The 22,686-nt window shown below is 69.7% G+C and carries 24 protein-coding genes and 1 riboswitch; of the genes, 9 read left to right on the top strand and 15 right to left on the bottom strand.

The window, feature by feature from the left end; genetic code table 11:
- From ACWEKS_RS10725 to ACWEKS_RS10710, 4 genes are read right to left on the bottom strand one after another with little or no spacing between them, the layout of a single operon-like run.
- Complete coding sequence (locus ACWEKS_RS10725; protein WP_452339858.1) at positions 1 to 1,467, bottom strand: UbiD family decarboxylase; 1,467 nt, start codon at positions 1,465 to 1,467, stop codon at positions 1 to 3.
- Complete coding sequence (locus tag ACWEKS_RS10720; protein WP_452339857.1) at positions 1,467 to 2,063, bottom strand: UbiX family flavin prenyltransferase; 597 nt, start codon at positions 2,061 to 2,063, stop codon at positions 1,467 to 1,469. Before ACWEKS_RS10720 ends, ACWEKS_RS10725 begins: the two co-directional genes overlap by 1 nt.
- A complete protein-coding gene (locus tag ACWEKS_RS10715; protein ID WP_452339856.1) occupies positions 2,048 to 3,364 on the bottom strand; it encodes a M20 family metallopeptidase in 1,317 nt (438 codons plus the stop codon). Before ACWEKS_RS10715 ends, ACWEKS_RS10720 begins: the two co-directional genes overlap by 16 nt.
- Positions 3,361 to 5,100, bottom strand: a complete 1,740-nt coding sequence (locus ACWEKS_RS10710) for an amidohydrolase (protein ID WP_452339855.1) — start codon at positions 5,098 to 5,100, stop codon at positions 3,361 to 3,363. The genes ACWEKS_RS10715 and ACWEKS_RS10710 overlap by 4 nt, the downstream gene beginning before the upstream one ends.
- A gap of 110 nt (positions 5,101 to 5,210) precedes the next feature.
- Between ACWEKS_RS10710 and ACWEKS_RS10705 the strand changes: the two genes are divergently transcribed.
- Together ACWEKS_RS10705 and ACWEKS_RS10700 are read left to right on the top strand one after the other, a co-directional pair.
- Positions 5,211 to 5,798 carry a TetR/AcrR family transcriptional regulator gene (locus ACWEKS_RS10705; RefSeq protein WP_452339854.1) on the top strand — a complete coding sequence of 196 codons (588 nt, stop codon included), beginning with the start codon at positions 5,211 to 5,213 and terminating at the stop codon, positions 5,796 to 5,798.
- A gap of 164 nt (positions 5,799 to 5,962) precedes the next feature.
- Complete coding sequence (locus ACWEKS_RS10700) at positions 5,963 to 6,277, top strand: hypothetical protein (RefSeq protein ID WP_452339853.1); 315 nt, start codon at positions 5,963 to 5,965, stop codon at positions 6,275 to 6,277.
- Here ACWEKS_RS10700 and ACWEKS_RS10695 read toward each other — a convergent pair.
- The 3 genes from ACWEKS_RS10695 to ACWEKS_RS10685 all read right to left on the bottom strand — a co-directional run bounded on the left by ACWEKS_RS10695 (position 6,261) and on the right by ACWEKS_RS10685 (position 9,933).
- Positions 6,261 to 7,490, bottom strand: a complete 1,230-nt coding sequence (locus tag ACWEKS_RS10695) for a cytochrome P450 family protein (protein WP_452339852.1) — start codon at positions 7,488 to 7,490, stop codon at positions 6,261 to 6,263. The genes ACWEKS_RS10700 and ACWEKS_RS10695 overlap by 17 nt on opposite strands.
- Before the next feature lie 11 nt (positions 7,491 to 7,501).
- A complete protein-coding gene (locus tag ACWEKS_RS10690) occupies positions 7,502 to 8,731 on the bottom strand; it encodes a cytochrome P450 (RefSeq protein WP_452339851.1) in 1,230 nt (409 codons plus the stop codon).
- 143 nt (positions 8,732 to 8,874) lie between these two features.
- Positions 8,875 to 9,933 (bottom strand): polyprenyl synthetase family protein, encoded by a 1,059-nt coding sequence (locus ACWEKS_RS10685; RefSeq protein WP_452339850.1) that lies wholly within the window; start codon positions 9,931 to 9,933, stop codon positions 8,875 to 8,877.
- A 317-nt stretch (positions 9,934 to 10,250) separates the two neighbouring features.
- On the opposite strand from ACWEKS_RS10685, the gene ACWEKS_RS10680 reads away from it, so the two are divergent.
- A complete protein-coding gene (locus ACWEKS_RS10680) occupies positions 10,251 to 10,874 on the top strand; it encodes a carbonic anhydrase (protein WP_452339849.1) in 624 nt (207 codons plus the stop codon).
- A 91-nt stretch (positions 10,875 to 10,965) separates the two neighbouring features.
- Here ACWEKS_RS10680 and ACWEKS_RS10675 read toward each other — a convergent pair whose 3' ends face one another.
- Positions 10,966 to 11,751, bottom strand: coding sequence for a COG4705 family protein (locus ACWEKS_RS10675; RefSeq protein WP_452339848.1), 786 nt, complete (start codon positions 11,749 to 11,751; stop codon positions 10,966 to 10,968).
- A 90-nt stretch (positions 11,752 to 11,841) separates the two neighbouring features.
- Positions 11,842 to 12,027, bottom strand: coding sequence for a hypothetical protein (locus ACWEKS_RS10670; protein WP_354833141.1), 186 nt, complete (start codon positions 12,025 to 12,027; stop codon positions 11,842 to 11,844).
- A gap of 231 nt (positions 12,028 to 12,258) precedes the next feature.
- Positions 12,259 to 12,428, bottom strand: a riboswitch (M-box (ykoK) riboswitch).
- 405 nt (positions 12,429 to 12,833) lie between these two features.
- Between ACWEKS_RS10670 and ACWEKS_RS10665 the strand changes: the two genes are divergently transcribed.
- Both ACWEKS_RS10665 and crcB read left to right on the top strand, forming a co-directional pair.
- Positions 12,834 to 13,352, top strand: a complete 519-nt coding sequence (locus ACWEKS_RS10665) for a fluoride efflux transporter FluC (protein ID WP_452339847.1) — start codon at positions 12,834 to 12,836, stop codon at positions 13,350 to 13,352.
- Entirely contained in the window at positions 13,349 to 13,708 is a 360-nt protein-coding gene (gene crcB / locus ACWEKS_RS10660; protein ID WP_452339846.1) for a fluoride efflux transporter CrcB, read from the top strand. The genes ACWEKS_RS10665 and crcB overlap by 4 nt, the downstream gene beginning before the upstream one ends.
- A gap of 96 nt (positions 13,709 to 13,804) precedes the next feature.
- On the opposite strand, the gene ACWEKS_RS10655 is transcribed toward crcB, so the two are convergent.
- Positions 13,805 to 14,692, bottom strand: a complete 888-nt coding sequence (locus ACWEKS_RS10655) for an alpha/beta fold hydrolase (RefSeq protein ID WP_452339845.1) — start codon at positions 14,690 to 14,692, stop codon at positions 13,805 to 13,807.
- 559 nt (positions 14,693 to 15,251) lie between these two features.
- Here ACWEKS_RS10655 and ACWEKS_RS10650 point away from each other — a divergent pair.
- Positions 15,252 to 15,776, top strand: coding sequence for a hypothetical protein (locus ACWEKS_RS10650; RefSeq protein ID WP_452339844.1), 525 nt, complete (start codon positions 15,252 to 15,254; stop codon positions 15,774 to 15,776).
- Here the strand turns inward: ACWEKS_RS10650 and cbiE are convergent.
- Together cbiE and ACWEKS_RS10640 are read right to left on the bottom strand one after the other, a co-directional pair.
- Positions 15,773 to 17,017, bottom strand: coding sequence for a precorrin-6y C5,15-methyltransferase (decarboxylating) subunit CbiE (gene cbiE, locus ACWEKS_RS10645; protein WP_452339843.1), 1,245 nt, complete (start codon positions 17,015 to 17,017; stop codon positions 15,773 to 15,775). The two genes, ACWEKS_RS10650 and cbiE, sit on opposite strands and share 4 nt — an antisense overlap.
- Positions 17,014 to 17,775, bottom strand: a complete 762-nt coding sequence (locus tag ACWEKS_RS10640) for an SDR family NAD(P)-dependent oxidoreductase (RefSeq protein ID WP_379426801.1) — start codon at positions 17,773 to 17,775, stop codon at positions 17,014 to 17,016. Before ACWEKS_RS10640 ends, cbiE begins: the two co-directional genes overlap by 4 nt.
- Before the next feature lie 67 nt (positions 17,776 to 17,842).
- Between ACWEKS_RS10640 and ACWEKS_RS10635 the strand changes: the two genes are divergently transcribed.
- Together ACWEKS_RS10635 and ACWEKS_RS10630 are read left to right on the top strand one after the other, a co-directional pair.
- Positions 17,843 to 18,265: a PPOX class F420-dependent oxidoreductase gene (locus tag ACWEKS_RS10635; RefSeq protein WP_452339842.1), complete on the top strand. Its 423-nt coding sequence runs from the start codon at positions 17,843 to 17,845 to the stop codon at positions 18,263 to 18,265.
- Positions 18,266 to 18,351: 86 nt separating this feature from the next.
- A complete protein-coding gene (locus ACWEKS_RS10630; RefSeq protein ID WP_452339841.1) occupies positions 18,352 to 19,041 on the top strand; it encodes a serine hydrolase domain-containing protein in 690 nt (229 codons plus the stop codon).
- Here the strand turns inward: ACWEKS_RS10630 and ACWEKS_RS10625 are convergent.
- On the bottom strand, positions 18,936 to 20,063 hold the full coding sequence (locus ACWEKS_RS10625; protein WP_452339840.1) for a M24 family metallopeptidase: 1,128 nt from the start codon (positions 20,061 to 20,063) through the stop codon (positions 18,936 to 18,938). The two genes, ACWEKS_RS10630 and ACWEKS_RS10625, sit on opposite strands and share 106 nt — an antisense overlap.
- Positions 20,064 to 20,335: 272 nt before the next feature.
- Between ACWEKS_RS10625 and ACWEKS_RS10620 the strand changes: the two genes are divergently transcribed.
- Positions 20,336 to 21,304, top strand: coding sequence for a 5'-3' exonuclease (locus tag ACWEKS_RS10620; RefSeq protein ID WP_452339839.1), 969 nt, complete (start codon positions 20,336 to 20,338; stop codon positions 21,302 to 21,304).
- Here the strand turns inward: ACWEKS_RS10620 and ACWEKS_RS10615 are convergent, their stop codons facing one another.
- Positions 21,305 to 21,691: a hypothetical protein gene (locus ACWEKS_RS10615; RefSeq protein WP_452339838.1), complete on the bottom strand. Its 387-nt coding sequence runs from the start codon at positions 21,689 to 21,691 to the stop codon at positions 21,305 to 21,307.
- A 175-nt stretch (positions 21,692 to 21,866) separates the two neighbouring features.
- On the bottom strand, positions 21,867 to 22,592 hold the full coding sequence (locus tag ACWEKS_RS10610) for a DUF4333 domain-containing protein (RefSeq protein ID WP_452339837.1): 726 nt from the start codon (positions 22,590 to 22,592) through the stop codon (positions 21,867 to 21,869).
- Between the last annotated feature and the right edge of the window lie 94 nt (positions 22,593 to 22,686).

Here is a 22,686-nt window from a genome sequence, read left to right as displayed (position 1 = left end):
TCAGTTCTTTCCGCGGACGTCGATCGGCGTCAGGTTCCACCCGGCGACGCGGTGCTCGATCCGGCGTTTGAGGTCTTCCGGATAGCTGGTCGCGAAGTCGCTTCGCAACGGAATGTCCTGTGGTGCGAGGTCGATCGGCCAGGTGCAGTCGAGCAGGACGTTCGCGCCGCCGCCCCCGAGGGCGCGCTGCGGGCCCGGCGGCAGGTAGGGCTGCAAGGGTGCGTTGTAGAAGCCGGGGTAGACGTGGATGTCCCGTGCCGGATGGCATTTGGCCACGATGGCGTGCAGGACGGCATCGGTGTCCATGGGGTCGACATCGGTGTTCACCACGATGACGTAGGGCGTGAGTTTGCTACCGGCCGCGTCGGACCAGATCGTGGCAGCGATGCGCTGCGGGAGCCCCGCGATCGGGGTGTCGGTCGAGACGACGACGGCCATCCCGTTGCCGGCCCGGGGTACCCCGACCTTGTCGATGGGCAGTCTGGCCTGCAGCAGGGCGCGTTTGAAGTTCGCCGCCATCTGGATCTGCGGGAACACCATGTCCATCGGGATGCCCATGCTGCACGTCGGCAGGATCGCCCGGTGCCGGTAGGTGACGGCGGTGACCCGCACGACCGGGGCCGGGGCCGGATCGGACACCAGGTAGCCCGGGTATTCGGCGAACGGCCCCTCGGGCAGGACGTCACCCGGGGACACCGTGCCCTCGACCACGATCTCGGCGTCGGCGGGGACGGTGAGATCGACGGTCTTGCACCGCACGAGTTCGACCGGGCGGCCGCGCATTCCGCCCGCGATGTCGACCTCCGAGACTCCGGGCGGCGCGCCCGGACCGCCCAGGATCGTGTAGAGCGGGTCACCGCCGAAGAACATGGCGTACGGCATGGGCCGGTCGTCGCGGTGGTAGGCGGCCATGATGCGGCCGCCGTGGTTGATCTGCGGATGCAGGGTGATGCCGAGCGCCCGGGGTCCGTGGATCATGCCGCGGTAGATGCCCCAGTTGGTCCAGTCGCTGTCGGGGTCCTTGGTGACGCTGACGCCGAAGGTGCCCAGATACCGGCCGCCGTCACCGGGATGGCCGTGGATGGCGGGCAGTCCGGTGAGGTCGGCGTCGTCGCCGAGCAGGACGTTCTGCTGGCACTCCCCCTCCGCGACGACGACGGGTTCGGTAGTACGGCCGAATCGTTCGCGATAGCAGTCGATGATGTCGTGCACATCGGTGTCGGCGGGCAGGCCGAGCGCGATCGCGACACCCGGGAAGGTCGCGAACATGTTGGCCGCCAAGCGCATTCCGGGAATCGTATCCTTGATGTGGCTGTAGATCGGTCCGGGCAGCCCGGACTCGAGGAGGTGGCGGTTGATCGCGCCGGCCTCGAGGTACGGGTCGACGGGCTCGTCGATGCCATGCATCAGCCCCGCCACGGTGAGGGTGTCCAGAAATGCTCGGAAATCGGTGCGGGCGTGGTTCATCAATCCTCTTCGGGAGTGTGCCAGCGGGCGAAAAGGTGGTGGTCGATGCCGAATTGGTCGAGGATCTTGCCGGCGGTCTGCCGGAGCAGGTCATCGATGGTCCGGGGCCGGTGATAGAAGGCCGGCACCGGCGGCAGTACCGTCGCCCCGGCGAGGGTGACGGTTTCCATGTTCCGGATGTGGATCAGGTTGAGCGGTGTCTCGCGCACCGCCAGCACCAGGGGGCGGCGTTCCTTGAGGGTGACGTCCGCCGCCCGGGCCAGCAGGTTGTCGCCGTGTCCGGTGGCCACGGCCGCGAGCGTGCGCGCCGAACACGGCACCACGGCCATGCCCAGGGTCCGGAAGGATCCCGAGGAGATGGCGGCGGCCAGGTCGGCGGGGTGGTGGACGACATCGGCCAGGGCTGCCACCTCCTCGACGCTCGATCCGGTTTCGAGCCGGATGCAGCGCCGCGCCCCGTGCGAGATGACCAGATGCGTTTCCACCGCCCGGGATTCGGCCAGCGCACGCAGCAGGGTGATGCCCAGCTGCGGTGCGCTCGACCCGGAGATGCCGACGACCAGGCGGGGCTTGGAGGCGTTCAATCCGTCCCGCACCAGTCGATCGCGGCTACCGCGTATGTCTTTGCGGCACAGACCAGTTCATCGATCGCGCAGCGCTCGTCCACCGCGTGCGCCATGACGAGCGGGCCCGGTCCCAGCCCGACGGCGGGGATGCCGGCGGCGGTGAACCAGGTGAGATCGGTGGCCGACGGGAAGGGCCGCACCTCGGGCACACCCGCGAAGGCGGTGTCGAGCGTGGCCCGTTCGCGAGCCGCGCAGACCGTCCGGGTGAACGGATGATCGCCGTCGGTGCGCCCGCCCGGATAGTGCATCGGCCAGTCGATGCGCGGCGGGTTGGCGCGCAGCCACGGGTCCTGCTGCGCGATGCCGGTGACCGTCTGCACGACTTCGGACTGGATCTCGGCCACCGCCGCGGCCGGCGGATAGAAGATCGCGTAGTCGAGGGTGGTCTCGTCGGGAATGAACGCGACATTGTGGCTACCGCGCGCACCGCCGTCGATCACATCGAGGCCAATGGTGAACTGGCCCTTGTCGAACAGCGGATCGACGCGGCTCGTCACCCACTCGTCCTCCAGCCGGCGCAACCCGTCATGGATGCGCAGGGCCGCGTCGATCGCGCTGGCGGCGACAGGTTCGCCGGGATGCCCGGCCCGCATCAGGGACCGCATCGACGCGTGCGCCGAACGCCCCGTCACCGTAATGCGCATGACCAGCACGCCGGGAGTCGCGGGCATGACGGTCAGCGGGACGCGGGCGCCGGTGGGCTCGGCGATGATCGCCGCGTCCGCGGTGAAGCCGCGCTCGAGGACCGCGGAGGTCCCCATGTGGTGTTCGAGATTCTCCTCGCCCGCCACGCCCTGCAGGATCAGGTCGCCGCGCAGCCGCACCCCGGCCTGCCGTAATGCCATGGCGGCGAACGCCTGCGCGATCAGTCCGCCCTTCATGTCCACCGAGCCCCGGCCCCACACGTGGGTGTCGTCGACGAAGGCCGTGAACGGGTCGTGCGTCCACTGCGCGGCGTCATCGGCCGGAACGACATCGACATGACCGTTGAAGATCAGCGACCGCCCGCCGCCACTACCCCGCAGCACCCCGACGACATTGTCGCGGCCCGGCGCCTTGCCGAACAGCTGGGTCTGCGCGCCCGCCTGCCGGTACAGCCCGGCCAGCAGCCCGGAGACCTCCGATTCGCCGCCGGCCAGGTCGTCGTAGTCCTGGTCCGGGTAGGTGGGGTTCACGCTGCGGATGGCGATGGCATCGGCGAGCGTAGCCACCAATTCATCACGCAGGCTGTCGATCCGATCGAGCACCCGATCCGTTGCCCGGGCGTTCACGCGCGCACCTCCTCGGTCTCTTCGGCTGCGGCGAGATCGCCGCTGTCGTGGACGACCGTGCCGCCCAGATAGGTGCGCAGCACCGTGGTGTCCCGCAGGTCGTCGATCGGGCACGTCACCGGATCGCGGTCCACGATCACCACATCGGCGTGGTTTCCCGGTGCGAGCGAACCGATTCCGGGCCAGCCGAGCACCTTCGCCGCGCCCGTGGTCCACATGCGCAGCGCGTCGGCGCGGGACACCTTCTGGTCGGGTCCGTCATTGCGATGGTCGCTGCCCGCGAACCGGTGGGTGTGCGCGAGTTCGATCTGCTCCCAGGGGTTCTTCGGTCCCCAATCCGATCCGCCCGCCAGATCCAGGCCGCATTCGGTGAGCCGGTGCAGCGGTTCCAGGTCGCGCCAGACGTGCTCGCCCATCCGCTCGCCGTACATCGCGCCCTTCCCCCACGCGAAGCCCGCACTGGTGGTGACCTGGAAGCCGAGGTCGGCGTAGCGGCGGGCCTGCTGCGGGGTGATCGTCATGGCGTGCTGCAGAATCCAGTGCCGGTCGCGGAAATCGTGTTCGCGCACCACGCGTTCGGCGATGTCGAGGAAGTCGTCGTGCTCACGGTAGGCGCCGAGGCACAGGTTCGCGCGAATGTCGTTGGCGGCGCAGAACCTGACGAACGCCTCCTCCTTCTCGAGCGACACGAAACGCACACCGCGCGTGGGACGGCCGAAGGGGTCGGAGTAGGTCTCGTAGGTGGCGAAGTAGCCCGAGAAGCAGGGGCCGCCGGGACTGAGGGTGAGGCCGTCGACGCGCAGCAGATCGTCCTCGAGATCCGAGGACAGCGCGGCGAGGTGGCGCAGCCGGTCGTCGAACTCGGCGCCGGTCAGCGGATCGAAGGGATAGAAGATCACCGACTCGGCATCCAGCGTCGCCTGGACGCGCAGCGTCAGGGCATCGGTGGCGCGCAGATGCCGGTACAGCGCAAGGTGTTCCGGTTCCATGGCGTGGCCCTCGTACACGCTGGTCACACCCTGCGCCGAGTAACGGGCCATTTCGGCGGTCGTCCCGGCAACCGCGTTCGCCATGTCCGGCGGTGGCAGTTTGGTGAGGATCTGACCCCAGAAGGGGTCGTAGGTGTAGTAGTTCGTCACGGGTCCGCGCAGGATTCCGGTCAGGTCGCCGGATTCGTTCTTCTCGATCTCGACATCGCAGACCCGGTCCGGGATGAACGCGGTGAGCCCGACGGCACGCAGGCCGGCGGTGTTGAACGCCACCACATTCGGCATGCGTGGCGCCCAGGCCTGGATGAGCACCGGATGCGCGTCGGTCGCCGTGTCGAGGGTCCACCGATCGGGCAGGCGTCGCTCGTGCAGATCCCGCTCGGAGCGGCGGATGAAGTAGTGCGGCTCGCCCACCGGCGTGCACATGATCCACTGCCCCGGCGGCGTGTGCGCGGCCTTGGCCCGGATCCGCGCCACGATGTCCGCGTGATCGACCGCGTCGGTCAGATCCACCAGCCCGCCCGCCAGCATCCCGAAGTGCATGACGTGCGGGTGGGTGTCGATGAGGCCGGGCAGCACCACGCCGTCGCCCGCCTCGACGTGCAGGGCATCCGGTCCCGCCGCCGCCCGCATGGCGTCCCGGTCCCCCGCTGCCAGAACGCGTCCCCCGGACAGCACGAGTGCCTCGGCTTCCGGGGTGTTCGGATCGAGCGTGCGTACCCGCCCGGTGATGATCGTGTTGGTCATAGCTGTCCTCCGCTGCCAACCAGTTGTGTTCACTGCTGCGCACACCGTACCTCGAGTTTTCTCCAAATGGAGAAGTTTGGTGAATCGAGGTCGACGGTACGATGACCCCCATGACGACGTCCGTGCGCGAGCCGCGGATGGCCCGGGGGGCCGCCCGCCGCGAGGCCCTGCTGGAGGCCGCGATCCGACTACTGGCCCGCGAAGGCGCCCGCGCCGTGACCCACCGCGCCGTCGCCGCGGAGGCGGGAACCACTCACGGCAATGCCCGCTACTACTTCGGCACGCTCGACCAACTGCTCGACGAAGCCCTGCGCCGGCTGGCCGCGCGGCAGATCGACGAGGTACGCGCCCTGTTCGACAGCCTGCCCGATGTGGATGTCCCCCAACGGATTTCACGCCTCGTCGACTACGTGACCGGAACCCTGGCCGGGGACCGTGACGCCGCCGTCGCCCGCTACGAGTTCTTCCTGGAAGTCGCCCGCCGCCCCAACCTCCGGGCCAGCCTCGACGAATGGGGAGCCACCCAGCGCGCCGCCTTCGCCGGTGAACTCCGCGGCGCCGGAGCCGCCGACCCCGAGGCCGCCGCCGCCGATCTCCTCACCCTCGTCAACGGCCTGATCCTCGAGCAACTCGCCCTGCCCGCCGACGATTTCGAATCCGCCCGCCTCCGACCGGCCATCGCCCGCTTCTTCCCCTGAGCCGCTGCTGCGGCACATGACGTCGGCGCGCGTCATCGCCCTGAACGTCTCCGACGACAGGTTCGAGTTTGCGAAATTCGCTGGGGCACAGGAGGCAGCGCTGTCGGACGACTGGGCGGCCGAGAACGTCCGCGAGACCACCGGCGGACGCCGGAGCGAGCTCGGTGCTGGATTTCGTCGGCCATCAGCCGACCGTCGATATCGCGATGGCGGGGGGAGACGGAAAGTCCACGGCGCGAGTCGGATTCGGCATCAGCCCGTACGAGGCGGCGGTCACCGCCCCGTCCTGGGGTTCATGCTGTGAGCCGATCGAGCTGATCGGTCTCGCGCAGGAGGGTGTCTTCGAGATCGCGACCGAGCGCTTCGGGCTCGACGTAGGCCCGGAAGCCTATCGGGGGCCGACGGCGGGCACGCTGCGCGGCCGCGCCGTCATCGTGCCCTGGATACCGCTGCCTGCGCGGGCTACCGGTCGGCGGTGAGATGGACGGGCAGCGAGGCGTGTCCGTTGGAGATGAAGCTGGGCAGCGCCGGGAGTTCGTCCACCGGGACGGCCAGGCGCAGGTCGGGGAAGCGGTGGAAGAGCTGTGGGAGTGCGATGTTCGCCTCCAGGCGGGCCAGGGGCGCGCCGAGGCAGTGGTGGACGCCGTGACCGAAAGCCATGTGGCTCTTGTTCTCCCGGGTGAGGTCGAATTCGGTGGCCGTGTCGCCGTGCACCTTCACATCCCGACCGGGGGCGGCGTAGCAGACGATGATGGGGTCGCCCTTGGCGATGTGGACGTCCTCGTAGTCGATGTCCTCGACGGCGAACCGCAGCGGGGCGTGCACGACCGCGGTCTCGAAACGCAATGACTCCTCGACCAGTTCGGGCCAGGCGACATCCCCGCCGCGCAACGCCTTCAGCTGATCGGGGTGCCCGAGGGCGGCGGTGATGGCCTGGTCGAGCAGGTTGATGGTGGTTTCGTGGCCCGCGCTGATGACCAGCAGCAGGGTGTCCACCAGTTCCTGCTCGGCCAGTCGCGAACCGTCCTCGTCGTCGCGGGCGGCGATGAGCGCGCTGGTCAGGTCGTCGCCGGGCTCGGCCCGCTTGCGGGCGACGAGTTCGCCGAGCAGGCGGTAGAGCTCGAAGTAGTTGGCCGCCGCTTCCTCCGCGCCGAGGGTGGTGTCGAACAGCCTGTCGGCGCAGACCCGCAGGCCGGGCAGCATCTCGTCCGGGACACCCATCAATTCGGAGATGACGCGGATGGGCAGCCGGTAGCAGAACGTCTCGCGCAGGTCGACCACCTCACCGGCCGGCAGCGCGGCCAGCGTGTCGAGCAGTTCCGCGGTGATGGCCTCGATCTGCGGCTGCAGGGCGGCGCTGCGGCGCGCGGTGAAGGCGGGGGCGACGAGCTTGCGCAGTCGCCGGTGGTCGGCGCCGTAGGCGGTGAACATATTGTTCACCGCCACCCACGCGAACAGCGGCCAGTCGGTCTGCACCTCACCGTTGATGAACGCGGGCCAGTGCTGACGCGCGTCCTTGGACACGCGGGCGTCGGTGAGCAGCAGTTCGAGCAGACGGGTATCGGTGACCGACCACGCGCGCACCCCACCGGGCAGCTCCACCAGGGTGGCGGGCCCGCGCTCGCGGAGCCGGGCGATCTCGCCCTGGGTGTCGACGCCGGTGGGGTCGAGGGTGATGGGTTCGGCGGGCATCGGTGTTCTCCTCAGTTCACGTGCATGGGCAGGGCCGGCGGGAAAACGACGGGGAGTGCGCTCAGCGCGCGATGGAAAGGCCCCGGCCGCCAGATCAATTCGGCATCGGGGACGGCGAGCCGCAGTTCCGGCAGCGCGTCGAGCAGCTGGTCGATGGCGTCCTGGGCGATGAGGTAGGCCGGTGACCGGGCCGGGCAGGCGTGCGGTCCGACGCTCCACGCGAGATGCGCGCGGTTGTCGGTGAATTCGCGCGCGCCGACCGCGGGATCGTTGTTGCAGGCCGCCATGCTCACCACCACCGGCTGATGCGCGGGCAGCCACACGCCGTCGACGAGAATCGGATGCCGCGGATAACTGACGCAGTAGTTGGCGCCGGGCGGGTCGGTGAACAGCACCTCGTCCAGGGCGCCGCGGGTGGACAGGCTGCCGCCCAGCAGGTTTCCCGCGAACCGGGTGTCGGTGAGCATGAGCCGCAGGGTGTTGACGATGAGGTTCTGCTCGGGCTCGATGCCCGCGCCGTAGAGGGTGACGATCTGGTGGATCATCTCCTCGTCGGTGAGCTGCGCCGGGTGCGCGACCAGCCGCGACACGACGTCGTCGCCGGGCTGGGCGCGTTTGAGCACGACCAGCTCCAGCACCGCCGAGGTGATCATCTGGTTCCCGGCCTCGGCGTCGACGCCCTCCCAGATCGCCGCCTGACCGGCCGCGATGCGCTGCCCGATGGCCGGCGGGCAGCCCAGCAGTGCGTTGACCATGTGGAACGCGAGCGGAAACGCGTACTGCGACACCAGATCCGCACTCCCGTCCGCGCAGAACGCGTTGATCAGCGGTACCGCGACCCGTTCCACGGTGGCGTGCAGGGCGTGCGGATCCACCGCGTCGAGTGCGGCCACATTGACGGTCCGGTACCGCCGATGATCGGATCCACTGCTGCGCAGCGCATTGGGCCGCCATTCGAGCATCGGCATGACCGGGCTGTCCGGCGGCGCGGTGCGCTGCCATACGCGCGGATCGGCGGGAAAATGCTCCGGGTCGTTGAGGATTCGCAGTGCCGTCCGGTACCCGATCACCAGCGTGGCCGGCACTCCCGGCGCCAGCTCCACCGGCGCCAGCGATCCGAATCGCGCCCGCAGCTCACGATAGATACGATGTGGATCCGCCGCGAACTCGGCCGAGTACAGCGGCACGCGTGATTCTCCACCCACGGCCTGTGCCCCGTCGGCAACGCCGCCATGCGTCATAACCAGTCAATTCTCTTGTGCTCCAGCCGATCCCGGGACCGGCCTTCGCCACCGTAACAGAGGGACCGGTGTACGCGACGGCAACGAGCCAGAACGGCGAACTCACGCTCGGCGCGGGCCGCGAGGTGGCCGTTCGCCCCGCCTCAGCCGATGATCATGTCGGCGGCAGAGCGCAGTCCGGCCGCCGCGAATTCGGGGATCCGGGTGTCGTCGAGTGCGGTCCCGATCAGCATCCGGCGCTGCCCGATCATCCGCTCCACTTCGAAACGTGCGGTGACGGACAGGATGTCGCGGCAGAGCGCGGCGCCGGACTCGTCCAGGCGCGCGTTGCCGACGAGCCCGGTCAGGTGGTCACGGCGCTCGGGGGTGGCATGGCGCAGGGCCAGCGCGAGCAGGACCGTGTGCCTGCCCTCGCGCAGATCCTGCAGGCCGGCGTGGCCGACCGGCTCGACATCGTGGAAGACGTTGCGCAGCTCGTCCTGCAGCCGCGCGGCCTCGCCCAGCGGGCAGGCGTAGGCGGTCAGCGCCCCCATCACATCCGCGTCCGCGTCGGCCAGCGCCGCGTCGACGTGCAGGGGCCGCTCCACCATGCATGCCACGGTGCGATAGCGCAGGATCTCCAGCGCCTGATCCAGATCCGAGGTCGGGCGGCCGCTGGTGACCAGTTCCAGGTAGCGGCCGTAGTTCACCTCGGTGCGCAGGGTGTCGAGCACCGCCGCGGCCGCCGCGCTCTGCGCCGGGGAGAGTCCGGCGCCGTGCAGCAGCTCCTGGGCCCAGCCCAGGCCGCAGTCGCCGAGGACGATGGCGCTGCGCGCGCCGAACCGTTCGGCCGCGTGCCCGTCCCGGATCCGACGGCTGCGGTCGGCGGCGATGCGATGCACGGTGGGCCGCCCGTCGCGGGTGTCGCGATCGTCGAGGAGGTCGTCGTGGATCAGCGTGGCGGTGTGCAGGAGTTCGACCGCGGCCGCAGTCCGCACCACCGCGTCCGGCAGTTCGATCCCGCCGCCCGCGTACCAGCCGAGGACGCAGAACAGCGACCGGATCCGGTTCCCGCGGGCGAACAGGAAGGAGCGGACCGCGCCGACCACGTCCGCGGGCAGCCGGCAGGCCGCCGCCGATTCGGCCTTCCGGTCGAGGAATTCGTGCAGGGCGGCATCGATCCGCACGCGAATCGCGCCATGGTCGAGGGGTGAATCGGTCACGGCCGACACCGTCATCACAGTCTCCAATCCCGGGCGCCGAAAACGTCGAACAACTCCACCGCGTCCGGCCGGGCCGAACGGGACTGAAACCAAAGAGATTGTAATGGATATCACGGAGGTGGGTAAACCGGCACCGCCGCCACGCCAGGCGGCACACCGGCCCCGGCACGTCACGAATCCCTTTGTTGCACAAACCAATAGACGCACGGATGGTCGCCCGATCGTCGAATCCCGCGCGTCATCGGACCAAGCGTCCGGAACACGAACGGACGGGGGTGGGTCGGCGCACCCGATCGCCGATGTGCAGAATCGGACATATGCCTCACTCAAATCCGATCAGCGCCTGGAAATCTCTTCGCGAAGGCAACGAGCGTTTCGTACGGGGCACCCAGGTCCACCCCAGCCAGGGCGCCGGTCACCGCGCCGAGCTGGTCGGCGGCCAGCACCCCACCGCCATCCTGTTCGGCTGCGGCGATTCCCGGGTCGCCGCCGAGATCATCTTCGACCAGGGTCTCGGCGACATGTTCGTGGTCCGCACGGCCGGGCACGTCATCGACAGCTCGGTGCTGGGTTCCATCGAATACGGCGTGCAGGTGCTCAATGTCCCGCTGATCGTGGTGCTCGGCCACGACAGCTGCGGCGCCGTCAAGGCCACCCTCGACGCGCTCGACGGCGGGGCGGTCCCCGGCGGGTTCATCCGCAGCCTCGTCGAACGCGTCACCCCGTCGATCCTGCTCGGCCGCCGTGAGGGCCTCAGCACCGTCGACGAGCTCGAGGCCCGGCACGTGGCCGAGACCAGCCGCGTGCTGATGGAGCGCTCGCAGATCATCTCGCACGCGGTCGACTCCGGCCGCTGCGCCATCGCGGGCGTCACCTACCAGCTCGAGGACGGCCTCGCCCACCTCAACCAGGTCATCGGCAATATCGGCGAACAGCCCTGAAACCTGCCGCGCGTCGACCTGGAACCTGCCGCGCGTCGATTCGACACCGTGGCAGGTTCCCGAACCCCCTGCGCTGCAGCCCTTCTCGACGTCACGGGTGCGCGCCGACCGCCTGCACCCGGTCCTGACGGCGCGCGAGCACCGCGATGAGCACGACCATGGGGACCGCCGCGGCCAGGGTGACCCAGCCGGTGCCCAGGTTCAGGCCGTCGCTGCGGTCGGAGGCGAGCCAGTCGGTCACCGACGCGCCCAGCGGGCGGGTGACCACGTAGGCGGCCCAGAAGGCGAGCACCGGATCGATCCCGCCCCAGCGCCAGGCCACCGCCGGCACCGCGATCGCGACGGCGAACAGCAGTGACGACACCAGGTAGCCCAAATGCAGTGTCGCGGCGGTGAAGTCGCCGGCGACGGTGCCGAGCGCGAAGGTCACCACGACCGTGGTCCAGTAGAAGCCTTCGCGCCGGCGGGTATCGATACTGTGCACGTCCAGGGTGCCCTCGACGCGATACCAGAGCAGCAGCACGCCCGCGAGCAGGGCCAGGAACAGCACTGTCGAGATCCCCAGCGGAATTCCGACCACGAAATCCACGATGTCGGCGACCATGGTGCCGAAGATGGCCACCATGACCACGGCGGTCCAATAGGTCCAGACGCGGTAGCGGGGTGCGCGGATCTGGGCGGCCAGGCTCACGGTGAAGAGCACCAGCGCACCACCGACCGCCAGCAGCGGCGGCAGATGCTTGACGAGGAAGTCGGAGAAGGTCTCTCCCATTCCGGTGGAGAGCACCTTGATCACCCAGAACAGCGCGGTGATCTGCGGGACCTTGACGGGCAGCCCGGAGCGGGCCGAATCAGGAAGTGTCACACGGTTTGTCACGCCGACACTGTGCCGTCCGGCCGCTGAGAAACCGCTGTGAAGACCACCCTCCCGCCGCGGCCGCGGGCGTCGGCCCGCGGCCCCGAGGGCCTACGCGTGGTAGGGGTGACCGCCCAGCGAGGCGGTGTAGACCGCGACCCGGGAGCGGGCAATGCGCAGGTTGGCACGCTCGGATTCGGTGAGGTGGTGGCGCGCGCGAACCCGCCGCGCGGAGTCGCCGAGCACGGACAGGACGGTCAGCGGGGTACGGGTACGCGGAAATGCGATGACGGCCATGAGAGAACTCCTTCGGAGGATCGGCCCGCCACGGATCCGAATGCTTCAGGAAGCGCTCAGTGCGCGGCAAGCCGGGAACGACAATGGTTTTCGAACCGGACTGGGATGCGGACTATCGCCGGAACTCATTCGCCCCTCACCTCCTTGCTGCCTGGACGCACGCGCGTCGACCACATCCACGGGTGTCGCACCGGGCGGAGGGGATGAACAATGCCACGACCAGTGACAGTGCGGGCACCCCTCTCGTCAGAGCTTCGGCACTGCACGACGTATCCCTTCGCGGGAAGCCACTTCGGATCACCCCTTAATCCGGGGAGATCTGTCCTAACCCTGGGCGTCTCTCGACGTCGTCGGATCAGTGGCCTGTGTTCGTACAGGAGCCTCGCCTAGCGAGGTGCTGACCAGCCCATACTGAACCCGGGGACACGACCGAGTCAAATCACCCGGCGCTCGAAGTCGTCGATTTCACCGCCCCGCAGCCGGGCCGGCTTCCCTTCGAATCCACCGGATCCGTTCCATCGCAACGAAACTCGGCCAGGCCCCTGGTCCTTTCCGCCGCGCCTTCCAACGCTGGCACGGCCACCCGAGGGCCACCCTGGATGCCGCGTCCGCACCCGGAAGCCGCGACGGAAGGGGCGTGATCTGACCCACATCGCCAGCGGAGATCCGCGTAGGCTCGCTATCCTGTTCGAGCATGCGGCGGTGGGGCTCGCCGCTCCGAACTCCGGAACAACCGCAGCCACCGGCCGCCAACAGTCCCTACCCCACAATGACACCCTCGGGGTGCGCTGGAGTAGGAGACGCGTGTGAGCAGTGAGCTGGATTCGACCCATGGTGTCGAGACCTTCGAACCGATCGACCCCGATGTCGATCTGCATCAACCCGGGCAATCACAGGAACTGTCGCGATCGCACGGTGCGATCCTGGCCGTGATCTCGATCGGCGGGGCGCTCGGCGCGCTGGCCCGATACGGGCTCGCGCTGGAGTGGCCCACCCCGGTCGCCGGGTTCCCCTGGGCCACCTTCCTCACCAATGTGGCCGGCTGCTTCCTCATCGGTGTGCTGATGGTGATCGTCACCGAGACCATCACCGCCCACCCGCTGGTGCGCCCGTTCCTCGGCGTCGGCATCCTCGGCGGATTCACCACCTTCTCCACCTACGCCAACGAAACCCGCGGACTGCTGCAACCGGGCACGGTCGCAACGGCATTCACCTACATGGCCGCCACCCTGGTGTGCGCGTTGCTGGCGACCCTGGTCGCGGTCCGTCTCACCCGCGCGGCCTGCACCCACCAGATCGCCCGACGCCGGGAGGCCACCGCATGACCGCGTTGCTCGTCATTCTCGGGGCGATGGTCGGCGCCCCGGCGCGGTATCTCACCGATCGCGCCATCCAGACCCGCCACGACAGCGTCTTCCCCTGGGGCACACTGACGGTCAACCTCACCGGCTGCCTGATCCTGGGCTCGCTCAGCGGCGCCGCGGTCTCGTCTCCCACCTACGCGCTCGTCGGCACCGGATTCTGTGGCGCACTGACCACGTACAGCACGTTCGGCTACGAGACCGTTCGTCTCGCCGAGCAGCGCTCGTATCTATACGCCACGCTCAATGTCGCCGTGAGCATCATCGCGGGGCTCGGCGCGGCGCTGCTCGGTTACACCACCGCCCACGCACTGGGGTAGGGCGGCAACACATCTCGATCGACACCGCTGGTAGTCCACGCCTGCGGAACTCGTCGGCCTCGGACCTCGGCCGCACCATTGCCCGACGCCCGGCGGTCACGGCGTGTTGCCGATTCCGAGGGAGTCCAGGATGTCGGCCGGACGCTCGACGAACAGCAGGTGGCCCGCGCCGGGCACGAGGTGCAGCCGGGCGTCCGGGAGCGCCGCGGCGAGCCGCCGGGCATCATCGGCGGGGACATTGCCGTCGACCTCACCGTGCCAGACCTGCACCGGCACAGTCACGTCGGTCAGCCGGAATCCCCATTCGCGGGTGAAGACCAGGCGAATGTCGGAAGCGAAACCGCGGCTGCCCTGCTCGAAACTGCGCCGCAGATTGGCCTCCAGCTTGTCGGCCAGCTCGGGATCGCTCTCGACCCGCTCGCGATCCACATCCGCCATTTGCGCGACCAATCCCGCGACCCCCTGCTGCCGGCGGATCACCAGCGACATCTCCAGCGCCATCGGATATACCAGAAAAGGGGCCCGCCGCAGGACATTCAGCCCCCGCCGACGCCGGCGCGCGACCGGATCGAGGTCCGCGGCGGCGGCCTGGTCACCGAGCGGCGCGGGCGCGGAAATGAGCGCCACACCCGTCACCCGCCCGGGCAGCCCGGCTGCGACGGCCAGCGCGAACGGCCCGCCACCACTCACCCCGATGACCCCGAATCGCCCCAGCCCCAGCCGATCCGCCAGCGCGGCCACCGTGCCCACCCAGTCCGCCACCCGCTCCCCCGCCGGCAGCGACGATTCCGCCATTCCGGGCCGGTCGACCGCGATGACGCGAATTCCCGCCGCCACCCCGGCCGCATCGAAAGCCTCACCCTCCAAATGTGTTCCGGGCACGCCGTGGCAGTACAGCACCGGTATTCCCGCTCCCGCACCGTACTCGGCATAGCTCACCCGGCAGTGCGGCAAAGCAATCGTTCGCGACGCAGCGGCACTCACGCCGAGCAGCCTAGGCCAAACCCGACCCCCGCAGGTCGAGGTCGAGCAACCATGTTCCACACCTGCCGGGTCGCCGCGGCGTCACCTGGGTTCGAGAAGGACGACCGCTATCACCCGCCTTCCCACGGGCCGGGTGGACGATGTGCCGTTGGAAGGCGCTGACTCACCTTCGCCGAACTCATGGCCCGGCGGCTTCGCAGGGATCCTTCCGGCCCCGCTGTGGCGGATCCTCCGCCCCGAGCGATCTCCCCGCTACAGATTCATGACGTCTGACCTGTGTTGTTGCCAGATCTGCGGAACGCCTGGACTATCGAAGGGGACGGGCTCGACGTGGTCGAGAAGTGTTGGGGCAGGGTGGCCCACGAGTGCCATGTGGTGAAACTCAATGGGCTGACCTGTGTGTCGCTCTTGTGCCACCGTGCCGGACCGGCCCACAGCGAGATGGTCGCCGCCTAATGAGCGAATACATGGCAATCGCTGTGTGGTGCCGTTGCACCGCCTCGCTCTGCGCCCGGCATCGAACCCGGTAGTGGAATTCGGCACGGAAGGATCGAAGGCGATGACCGACATGATGATCGACCCGGCGGCCGCGCGTAGCCAGTTCGCCCGCCCCGGGGCGGCGGCGCCCGCCCCGATACCGGCGCACGGCGAAATCTTCAGCCCGGCCACCGTCTGGCAGCAGGCGAAAACGGTGCTGGTGACCCGGACCACCGGCCCGCGCCGGCTGGTCACCGTGCCGCGGCTGGTGGTCCCCATCGGTGACAACGGTCTCGCCTTCCGGACCTCGTCGTTCTCCACCGAGGCCGAGCAACTCGCCGAGGACGGCCGGGTGCTGGTGCAGCCCGGCGACTGGCGCGGCAATCCCAAACTCGGTTCCCGCCAGCTCCAGGGCACGGCCCGCCTGCTCAGCACGGGCACTTTCGTGCCCCGGGTGCAGGCCGAGATCGAGGCCAAGTACGGGTGGCGCACCGCCCTCGCCCGAGCCGCGCACCGCCTCGCCAACGGGAACGCGCCCTACGGCAACCTCATCGTGCTGGTGACCGTGTTCGAACCCGGCCCGCTCGCCCTGCCCCCGATCGACTAGCCTACTGCCGCACGGGGTTTCACGACCGACCACTGGGTCACCGGCAGCTGTGGCCGCCAGGCGGTGAAGCCGCCCAGCGGCTCGGCCCGATACACCTGGAAACGGCGCAACGCACCGCCGTGCCGCTCGGCCAGGCGCAGCAGCAGCACATCGGATTCGGCGGTCACCGCGCTCGCGACCAGCCGGCCCCCCGGGCGCAGCCGCTCCCAGCAGGCGTCGAACATGTCGTCCTGGGTGAGCCCGCCGCCGATGAACAGCGCGTCCGGCGCGGGCAGCTCCGCGAACGACTCCGGGGCCGCCCCACGCACCTCGACACCCGGAACGCCCAGGGCCGTGGCATTGGCCGCAATCTGCTTGCGACGGCTCTCCATTCGCTCGAAGGCGACGGCGCGGCAGGCCGGGTTCGTGCGGCACCACTCGATGGCGACGGTGCCCGAGCCGCCCCCGACATCCCACAGCAGCTCGCCCGGTGTGGGCGCCAGCGCCGCGAGGGTGAGCGCCCGCACCTCGGCCTTGGTGAGCTGGCCGTCGCCGCCGTACACCTCGTCGGGCAGGCCCGGCATCCGCGTCAGGCGCGGCGAAACCCGGTCGGCGACACCGTCGATGGCCACGACGTTCAGCGCATCTCCGGCCGGATGGTCCCACCGCGCGGCGGTGCCGCGCACGATCCGCTCGTCCGGCCCGCCGAGCTGTTCCAGCACCGTGAGCGCCGACCCGCCGAAGCCATTGCGCGCCAGCAGCTCCGCGACCTGCGCCGGAGTGTGCTGGTCGGAGCTCAGCACCAGCACCCGGCGCCCGCCGGACAATTCCGGGAGCACCGTCTCGACAGGCCGCCCGACCGCGCTCACCACCGGCGTCTCGTTGAGTGCCCAGCCCAGCCGTGCACACGCCAGCGACGCCGACGACGGCGACGGCAGCACCCGCAGGGCCTGCGCCCCAAGCAGTTTCGTCAAGGTCACGCCGATACCGAAGAACATGGGGTCGCCGCTGGCCAGCACACCGAGCCGCCGCCCCGCGTACCGTTCCAGCAGCCCCGGCAGCGCGGGCACCAGCGGCGAAGGCCACGGCACCCGCTCCGCCCGCGCCGCATCCGCGGGGATCAGCACCAATTGCCGTGCGGAGCCCAGCAATACCTCACACGCGGCGATCTCGCGCCGCGCCGCGCCGCCCAGACCGTCCCAGCCGTCAGCACCGATGCCGATCACCGGAATCGGCACCGACGGGCGTGAGGTTCCGGTCATCGCGGCATCCGCCGCCACACCGAGTACGGCACATAGCGCATGGCCACGAACAGCAGCCGAATCCGCCGCGGCACCGCCACATCCCGCACCCGCCGATACAGCCCCGCCACCACCGCGTCGGCCACCTGATCGGGTGTGCTCGACAGCGGCGCGGGCTCCATCCCGGCCGTCATCCGCCCGATAACGAATCCGGATCGCACCATGAGCAGGTGAACTCCGCTGCCGTGCAACGCCATCTGCAACCCGGACGCGAACCCGTCCAGACCGGTCTTCGCCGAGCCGTACACGTAGTTCCCGCGCCGCACCCGCACGCCCGCGATGGAACTGAACACCACGATCTGACCGTCGCCCTGCTCGCGCAGCAGATTCGCCAGACTGGTGAGCACGCTCACCTGGGCGACGAAATCGGTCAGCACGATCTCGACCGCGTGCGCCGGATCCTCCTCGGCCCGAGCCTGATCCCCGAGAATCCCGAACGCCACCACCGCCACGCCGATGCGTCCGTGCTCGGCGATGATCTTCTCCAGCAGCGGCTGGTGCGATGCCATGTCGTCGGCATCGAACTCGACGCAGTGCACCGCCGCCGCCTCGGCGATCAGTAACTCCTTCGTCTGTTCCTGTAGCTGGTCACTGCGGCGCGCCGCCAGAATCACCACCCGGCCGGGCGACAGCCGTCGCGCCACCTCCAGCCCGATCTCACTGCGCCCGCCGAGCACCAGCACGACGCCCTTGTCGACGTCCCGCGATCCGAAACCCATGGCCCACAGTTTGCCACCCGGGCACCGCTGTCCGGTGCTCCCGAGGCCGGATTGCTAGCGTCGGATCATGACCAGCACCGCCGCACGCCCGGAACTGTCGCCCGCCGCCGCCGACTTCGTCACCGAACGCCACCTGGCCACCCTCTCCACACTGCGCGCCGACGGCACCCCGCACGTGGTCGCGGTCGGGTTCACCTGGGATCCGGAGGCCGGCATCGCACGCATCATCACCAATGACGGGTCGGTCAAGGTCAACAATGTGCGGCGCTCGGGCTACGCGGCGGTGAGTCAGGTCGACGGCCCGCGCTGGATCACCCTCGAGGGTCCCGCCACCGTGCTCGACGACCCCGATTCGGTGGCCGACGCGGTCGAGCGCTACGCCGGGCGCTACCGGCAGCCCCGGGAGAACCCGACCCGCGTCGTGATCGCCATCGATGTGCAGCGCGTGATGGCCAGCAGCGTCTTCAAGGGCGATTCCGCCGGGCACTGACACCCGATCCCGGTTGGTGCGCGACCGGTTGCTTTGCGGCACACGGCACGTCCGATCTCTCGAATGCGCACCAGCGAGGGAGAGCCATGCCCACGCTCCGAGAGGTGTTGCAGGCACACGTCGACGACGGCGGTGTGCCCGGCGCGGTCGGCCTGATCGCGCATGGCGACCGGGTGGAGACCGCCGCCGTCGGCCTGGCCCACGCGGGCGGGACGGTCCCGATGACCGCGGATTCACTGTTCCGCTGGGCGTCCATCACCAAGCCGCTGACCGCCGCGGCCGTGCTGATGCTCGTCGAGGACGGGGTGATCGGGTTGCACGACCCCATCGCCCCGTGGCTGCCCGAGCTCACCCGCCCACGCGTGGTCCGCACCCCCGGCAGTCCCCTCGACGAGGTGGTGCCCGCCCATCGCCCGATCACCGTCTTCGACCTGCTCACCTCCCGGGCGGGCTACGGCTGGGCCTCCGATTTCGAGCTGCCCGCGGTCCGGGCGCTGTTCCCCGTGCAGCGCGACGGCCGGGAACCGCAGAGCTACCCGCCCATGGACGAGTGGCCGGCCGAGCTGGCCGCGCCGCCACTTTCGACGTGCAGGCCACCGGCAGAGGGACCCCCGAACCCCCGGGGATTAGCCGTTGATCACCGAGGCTGCGGGCCGAAGGCGATCGGGCGCTATAGGCGGGTCAGTCCGTGCGGGCGGTTGTTCATCGACTCGCAGCCGTCCTCGGTGACGATCACGATGTCCTCGATGCGCGCGCCCCAGGCCCCCGGGAAGTAGATGCCCGGCTCGATGCTGAAGGCCATGCCCGGTGCGAGGACCAGGTCGTTGCCGGCCACGATGTAGGGCTCCTCGTGCACCGACAGTCCGATGCCGTGGCCGGTGCGGTGCACGAAGTAGTCGGCCAGCTCGGCCGCGGCCAGGACATCGCGGGCGGCGGCGTCGATGGATTCGGCGGTGACGCCCGGGCGCACGGCGGCCACCGCGGCGGCCTGGGCGCGTTCCAGTTCGGCGAACTGCGCGGCGACCTCCTCGCTCGGCTCGCCCAGCACGTAGGTGCGGGTGGAATCGGAGAAGTAGCCGGGCTCGACCGGACCGCCGATATCGATCACCACCACGTCACCCGGCTCGATCACCCGATCCGACACCAGGTGGTGCGGGTCCGCGCCGTGCGGGCCGCTGCCCACGATGACGAATTCGGCCTCGGTGTGGCCCTCCTCGACAATGGCGGCCGCGATATCCGCGCCCACCTCGGCCTCGGTGCGGCCGGGACGCAGGAACTCGGCCATGCGGGCGTGCACCCGGTCGATGGCCGCGCCGGCCCGGCGCAGGGCCTCGATCTCGCTGGGGTCCTTCACCATTCGCAGCTCCCGCAGCAGCGGGGTCGCCGAAACCGGTAGCGAGCCAAGCTGATCGGCGATGGGCAGCAGGTGCAGGGCGGGCATGACATCGGTGACCGCCACCCGCGCACCGGCATTGAGCACGTTCCGGACAATGCGATACGGGTCCACCCCGTCCACCCAGTCCACGATCTGCAACCCGAGCTCACCGGCCGCCGATCCCTTCAGCGAGGCCAGCTCCAGCTTCGGGATCACCACCGAGGGCGTCTCCCCGCTGGCCGGGATCACCAGACAGGTCAGTCGCTCGAAGGACTGCGCCCGCGACCCCATGAGGAACCGCAGGTCAGGACCCGGTGTGATGAGCAACGCGTCGAGATGGGCGTGGCGCGCCAACTGGGCCGCCCGCTCCAACCGTGACCCGTAGACCTCCGCCGCGAACCGTGACTCGTCATGAGCGCTCATGCCCACCGACGCTACTCCCCAACCCCGCCACCCTCCAGCCACTGTCGAACTTCGCACCCCACCACTGTGTGCCACCACCGGACAACACCCCGAGCCCCCTGCCGCTCAGCACTTTTCGGCCCACATGCGAGCCAGTGCGGCTTCGACCGCACCAACGCGCCACCACACCGGGTCCCGCGAGCAATCCCCCGGCGGCACCCGCGTGGGACGACGACCGGCGGACACGCGGCGCTGCGCGGACCTGTCGGCCGGTCCCGGTAGGGTCGACCGCTATGAGCACCCCTGCCGCCGGTCCGCTGCTGCTGCTCGATGGGGCCAGTCTGTGGTTCCGGGCGTTCTATGCGATCCCGGAGAAGATCACCGCGCCCGACGGGCGGCCGGTCAATGCGCTACGCGGGTTCACCGACATGGTCGCCGCGCTGGTCAAGCAGCACGCGCCGAGCCGGTTGGTGGTGTGCCTGGACCTGGACTGGCGGCCGCAGTTCCGGGTGGACCTGCTGCCGTCGTACAAGGCCCACCGGGTGGCCGAGGACGCCGGCGAGCCGGTCGCCGGGGTCGTGGCCGAGGAAGTGCCGGACACCCTCACCCCGCAGGTCGACATGATCATGGAGGTGCTCGAAGCCGCCGGCATCGCGACCGCCGGCGCCGAGGGCCTCGAGGCCGACGACGTGATCGGCACCCTGGCCACCCGGGAGGGCACCGACGAGGTGATCGTCGTCAGCGGCGATCGGGACCTGCTCCAGCTGGTCCGCGACACCCCCGCACCCCCGGTGCGCGTCTTCTACGTCGGCCGCGGCCTGGCCAAGGCGGAGCTCTGGGGCCCGGCCGAGGTCTCCGCCAAATACGGTGTGCCGGAAGAGAATGCGGGCCCCGCCTACGCCGATATGGCCACCCTGCGCGGCGACGCCTCCGACGGCCTGCCCGGCGTCGCGGGCATCGGCGACAAGTCCGCCGCCCAGCTCATCTCCCGTTTCGGCTCGGTGGAGGCCCTGCGCGCCGCGGCCGCCGATCCGGACTCCGATCTCGCCAAGGGCGTGCGCGCGAAACTCGTTGCCGCCGACGACTATCTGAAGGCCGCGGCCCCCGTCGTCCGGGTCGTCCGGGATGCCGACGTCGCACACTCGGGCCCGGACCTGCTGCCCGTCACTCCGGCGGACCCGGATCGCCTCACGGAACTCGCCATCGCCTACAACGCCGAGAACCCGGTCAAGCGGCTCATCACCGCCATGGCCAAGCGCTGATCAGTGTCGTAGCGGGCCCACGGGCCAGGTCTCGGGCTTGCCGTCGAGATCGGTGATGGCGGCCTCGGTGAAATAGCCGTCCTGCAGATTGCGCAGGGTGATGTGGGTGGTGCCGCTGGCAGTGTTCCCAGCGGCGCAGCTCGGCTGGCACACGCGCCGGTACTCGGTACCGTCACCTTCGGCGGTGTCGGGACCCCAACTGCTCCAGGTGATGTCGCGGACGCTGAGCCCGCCGTCGCCACACGCCAGCACCATGGCGGCAGGCTGTACATCGGCCTTGTTGGTAATGCAGTCGTTGACCACGGGACCGGTTGCCTTGGCCCCCGCGAACGGCGCGGACGCCAGCCCGGCGCTCGCCACGGCCACCACGGTCGCGGTCCAGCCCACGATACGAACAGTCGAATTCATCTTGCCCCCCGATCACGATCAACGAGAAGATTTCGGCCCACTGTACTCGTCAGCGACGATTAGCCAACCCCTGGCAAACGCGAGAGCCCGGCCGCGATCGTCCGATCACGCCCGGGCCCAACACAATTGCCCAGTTTCCCCCGCCCGAAAAAAATCAGCTGGGGCGGCCGACCTCGTAGGTACCGTCATCCTTGGTGATCTTGATGGTCACCTTCTTGCTCTCGCCACCCACCTTGAGGGTGCAGTCGAAGGTCTTGTCGACCTCGACCTTCTGACCCGATGGGCAGCTCACGTCCTGGACGTCGTCGATGCCGTAGGAGTCCTTGAGCACCTTCTGCACCCCGGACTGCACGGCCTTGTTGTCCAGCTGGTCCTTGCTCAGCAACCAGGCCAGACCACCGCCGGCCGCGGCCAGGACCACCACGACGGCGACCACGATCCCGATGATCAGACCGGTCTTCTTCTTGCCGGCGGGCGGCTGCTGCGGCTGCGGCCACTGCTGGCCCGCCTGCTGGTTCCAGTCCTGCTGACCCGGCTGTCCGGGCTGACCCTGCTGCGGCCACTGCGGCTGCGACTGCCCCCACTGCTGGTCGCCCTGCGGCTGCTGCCACTGCGGCTGGCTCTGCCCCCACGGCTGCTGCACCGGCTGCTGCGGCTGCGACTGCGCCCAGGGCTGCTGCGGCTGGCCCTGCCCCCACTGCTGGGCCGGCTGCTGCTGCGACGGGTCGCCCCACTGCGTGGTCGGCTGCGCGGGCTGCTGGCCACCCCACTGCTGAGTCGGTCCGGCGCCGGGCGCGGGCTGCTGGCCGCCCCACTGCTGCGTCGGATCGTTGCCTCCCCCTTGACCAGGGGCGTCATTCGGTCCGTACGGGCCGCTCATCTGCTTGCCTCCAATAGCAATCCGTTGTACTCACGCTAGCCCCCCGAGCGGGAACACGCTCGTGTCCCCACTGCGGTCGGTACATCCAAGAATC

This window comes from Nocardia sp. NPDC004711, assembly GCF_053601595.1.
The sequence above is the reverse complement of the archived record's forward strand: the minus strand, read 5'-3'. Positions and strand labels throughout refer to the sequence as shown.

Excerpts from the sequence above, each read along its gene's own strand:
- ACWEKS_RS10725 (WP_452339858.1), bottom strand. The coding sequence starts at position 1,467 with ATGAACCACGCCCGCACCGATTTCCGAGCATTTCTGGACACCCTCACC.
- ACWEKS_RS10710 (WP_452339855.1), bottom strand. The coding sequence starts at position 5,100 with ATGACCAACACGATCATCACCGGGCGGGTACGCACGCTCGATCCGAAC.
- ACWEKS_RS10705 (WP_452339854.1), top strand. The coding sequence starts at position 5,211 with ATGACGACGTCCGTGCGCGAGCCGCGGATGGCCCGGGGGGCCGCCCGC.
- ACWEKS_RS10695 (WP_452339852.1), bottom strand. The coding sequence starts at position 7,490 with ATGCCCGCCGAACCCATCACCCTCGACCCCACCGGCGTCGACACCCAG.
- ACWEKS_RS10690 (WP_452339851.1), bottom strand. The coding sequence starts at position 8,731 with ATGACGCATGGCGGCGTTGCCGACGGGGCACAGGCCGTGGGTGGAGAA.
- ACWEKS_RS10680 (WP_452339849.1), top strand. The coding sequence starts at position 10,251 with ATGCCTCACTCAAATCCGATCAGCGCCTGGAAATCTCTTCGCGAAGGC.
- ACWEKS_RS10670 (WP_354833141.1), bottom strand. The coding sequence starts at position 12,027 with ATGGCCGTCATCGCATTTCCGCGTACCCGTACCCCGCTGACCGTCCTG.
- crcB (WP_452339846.1), top strand. The coding sequence starts at position 13,349 with ATGACCGCGTTGCTCGTCATTCTCGGGGCGATGGTCGGCGCCCCGGCG.
- ACWEKS_RS10650 (WP_452339844.1), top strand. The coding sequence starts at position 15,252 with ATGACCGACATGATGATCGACCCGGCGGCCGCGCGTAGCCAGTTCGCC.
- cbiE (WP_452339843.1), bottom strand. The coding sequence starts at position 17,017 with ATGACCGGAACCTCACGCCCGTCGGTGCCGATTCCGGTGATCGGCATC.
- ACWEKS_RS10640 (WP_379426801.1), bottom strand. The coding sequence starts at position 17,775 with ATGGGTTTCGGATCGCGGGACGTCGACAAGGGCGTCGTGCTGGTGCTC.
- ACWEKS_RS10635 (WP_452339842.1), top strand. The coding sequence starts at position 17,843 with ATGACCAGCACCGCCGCACGCCCGGAACTGTCGCCCGCCGCCGCCGAC.
- ACWEKS_RS10630 (WP_452339841.1), top strand. The coding sequence starts at position 18,352 with ATGCCCACGCTCCGAGAGGTGTTGCAGGCACACGTCGACGACGGCGGT.
- ACWEKS_RS10625 (WP_452339840.1), bottom strand. The coding sequence starts at position 20,063 with ATGAGCGCTCATGACGAGTCACGGTTCGCGGCGGAGGTCTACGGGTCA.
- ACWEKS_RS10620 (WP_452339839.1), top strand. The coding sequence starts at position 20,336 with ATGAGCACCCCTGCCGCCGGTCCGCTGCTGCTGCTCGATGGGGCCAGT.
- ACWEKS_RS10610 (WP_452339837.1), bottom strand. The coding sequence starts at position 22,592 with ATGAGCGGCCCGTACGGACCGAATGACGCCCCTGGTCAAGGGGGAGGC.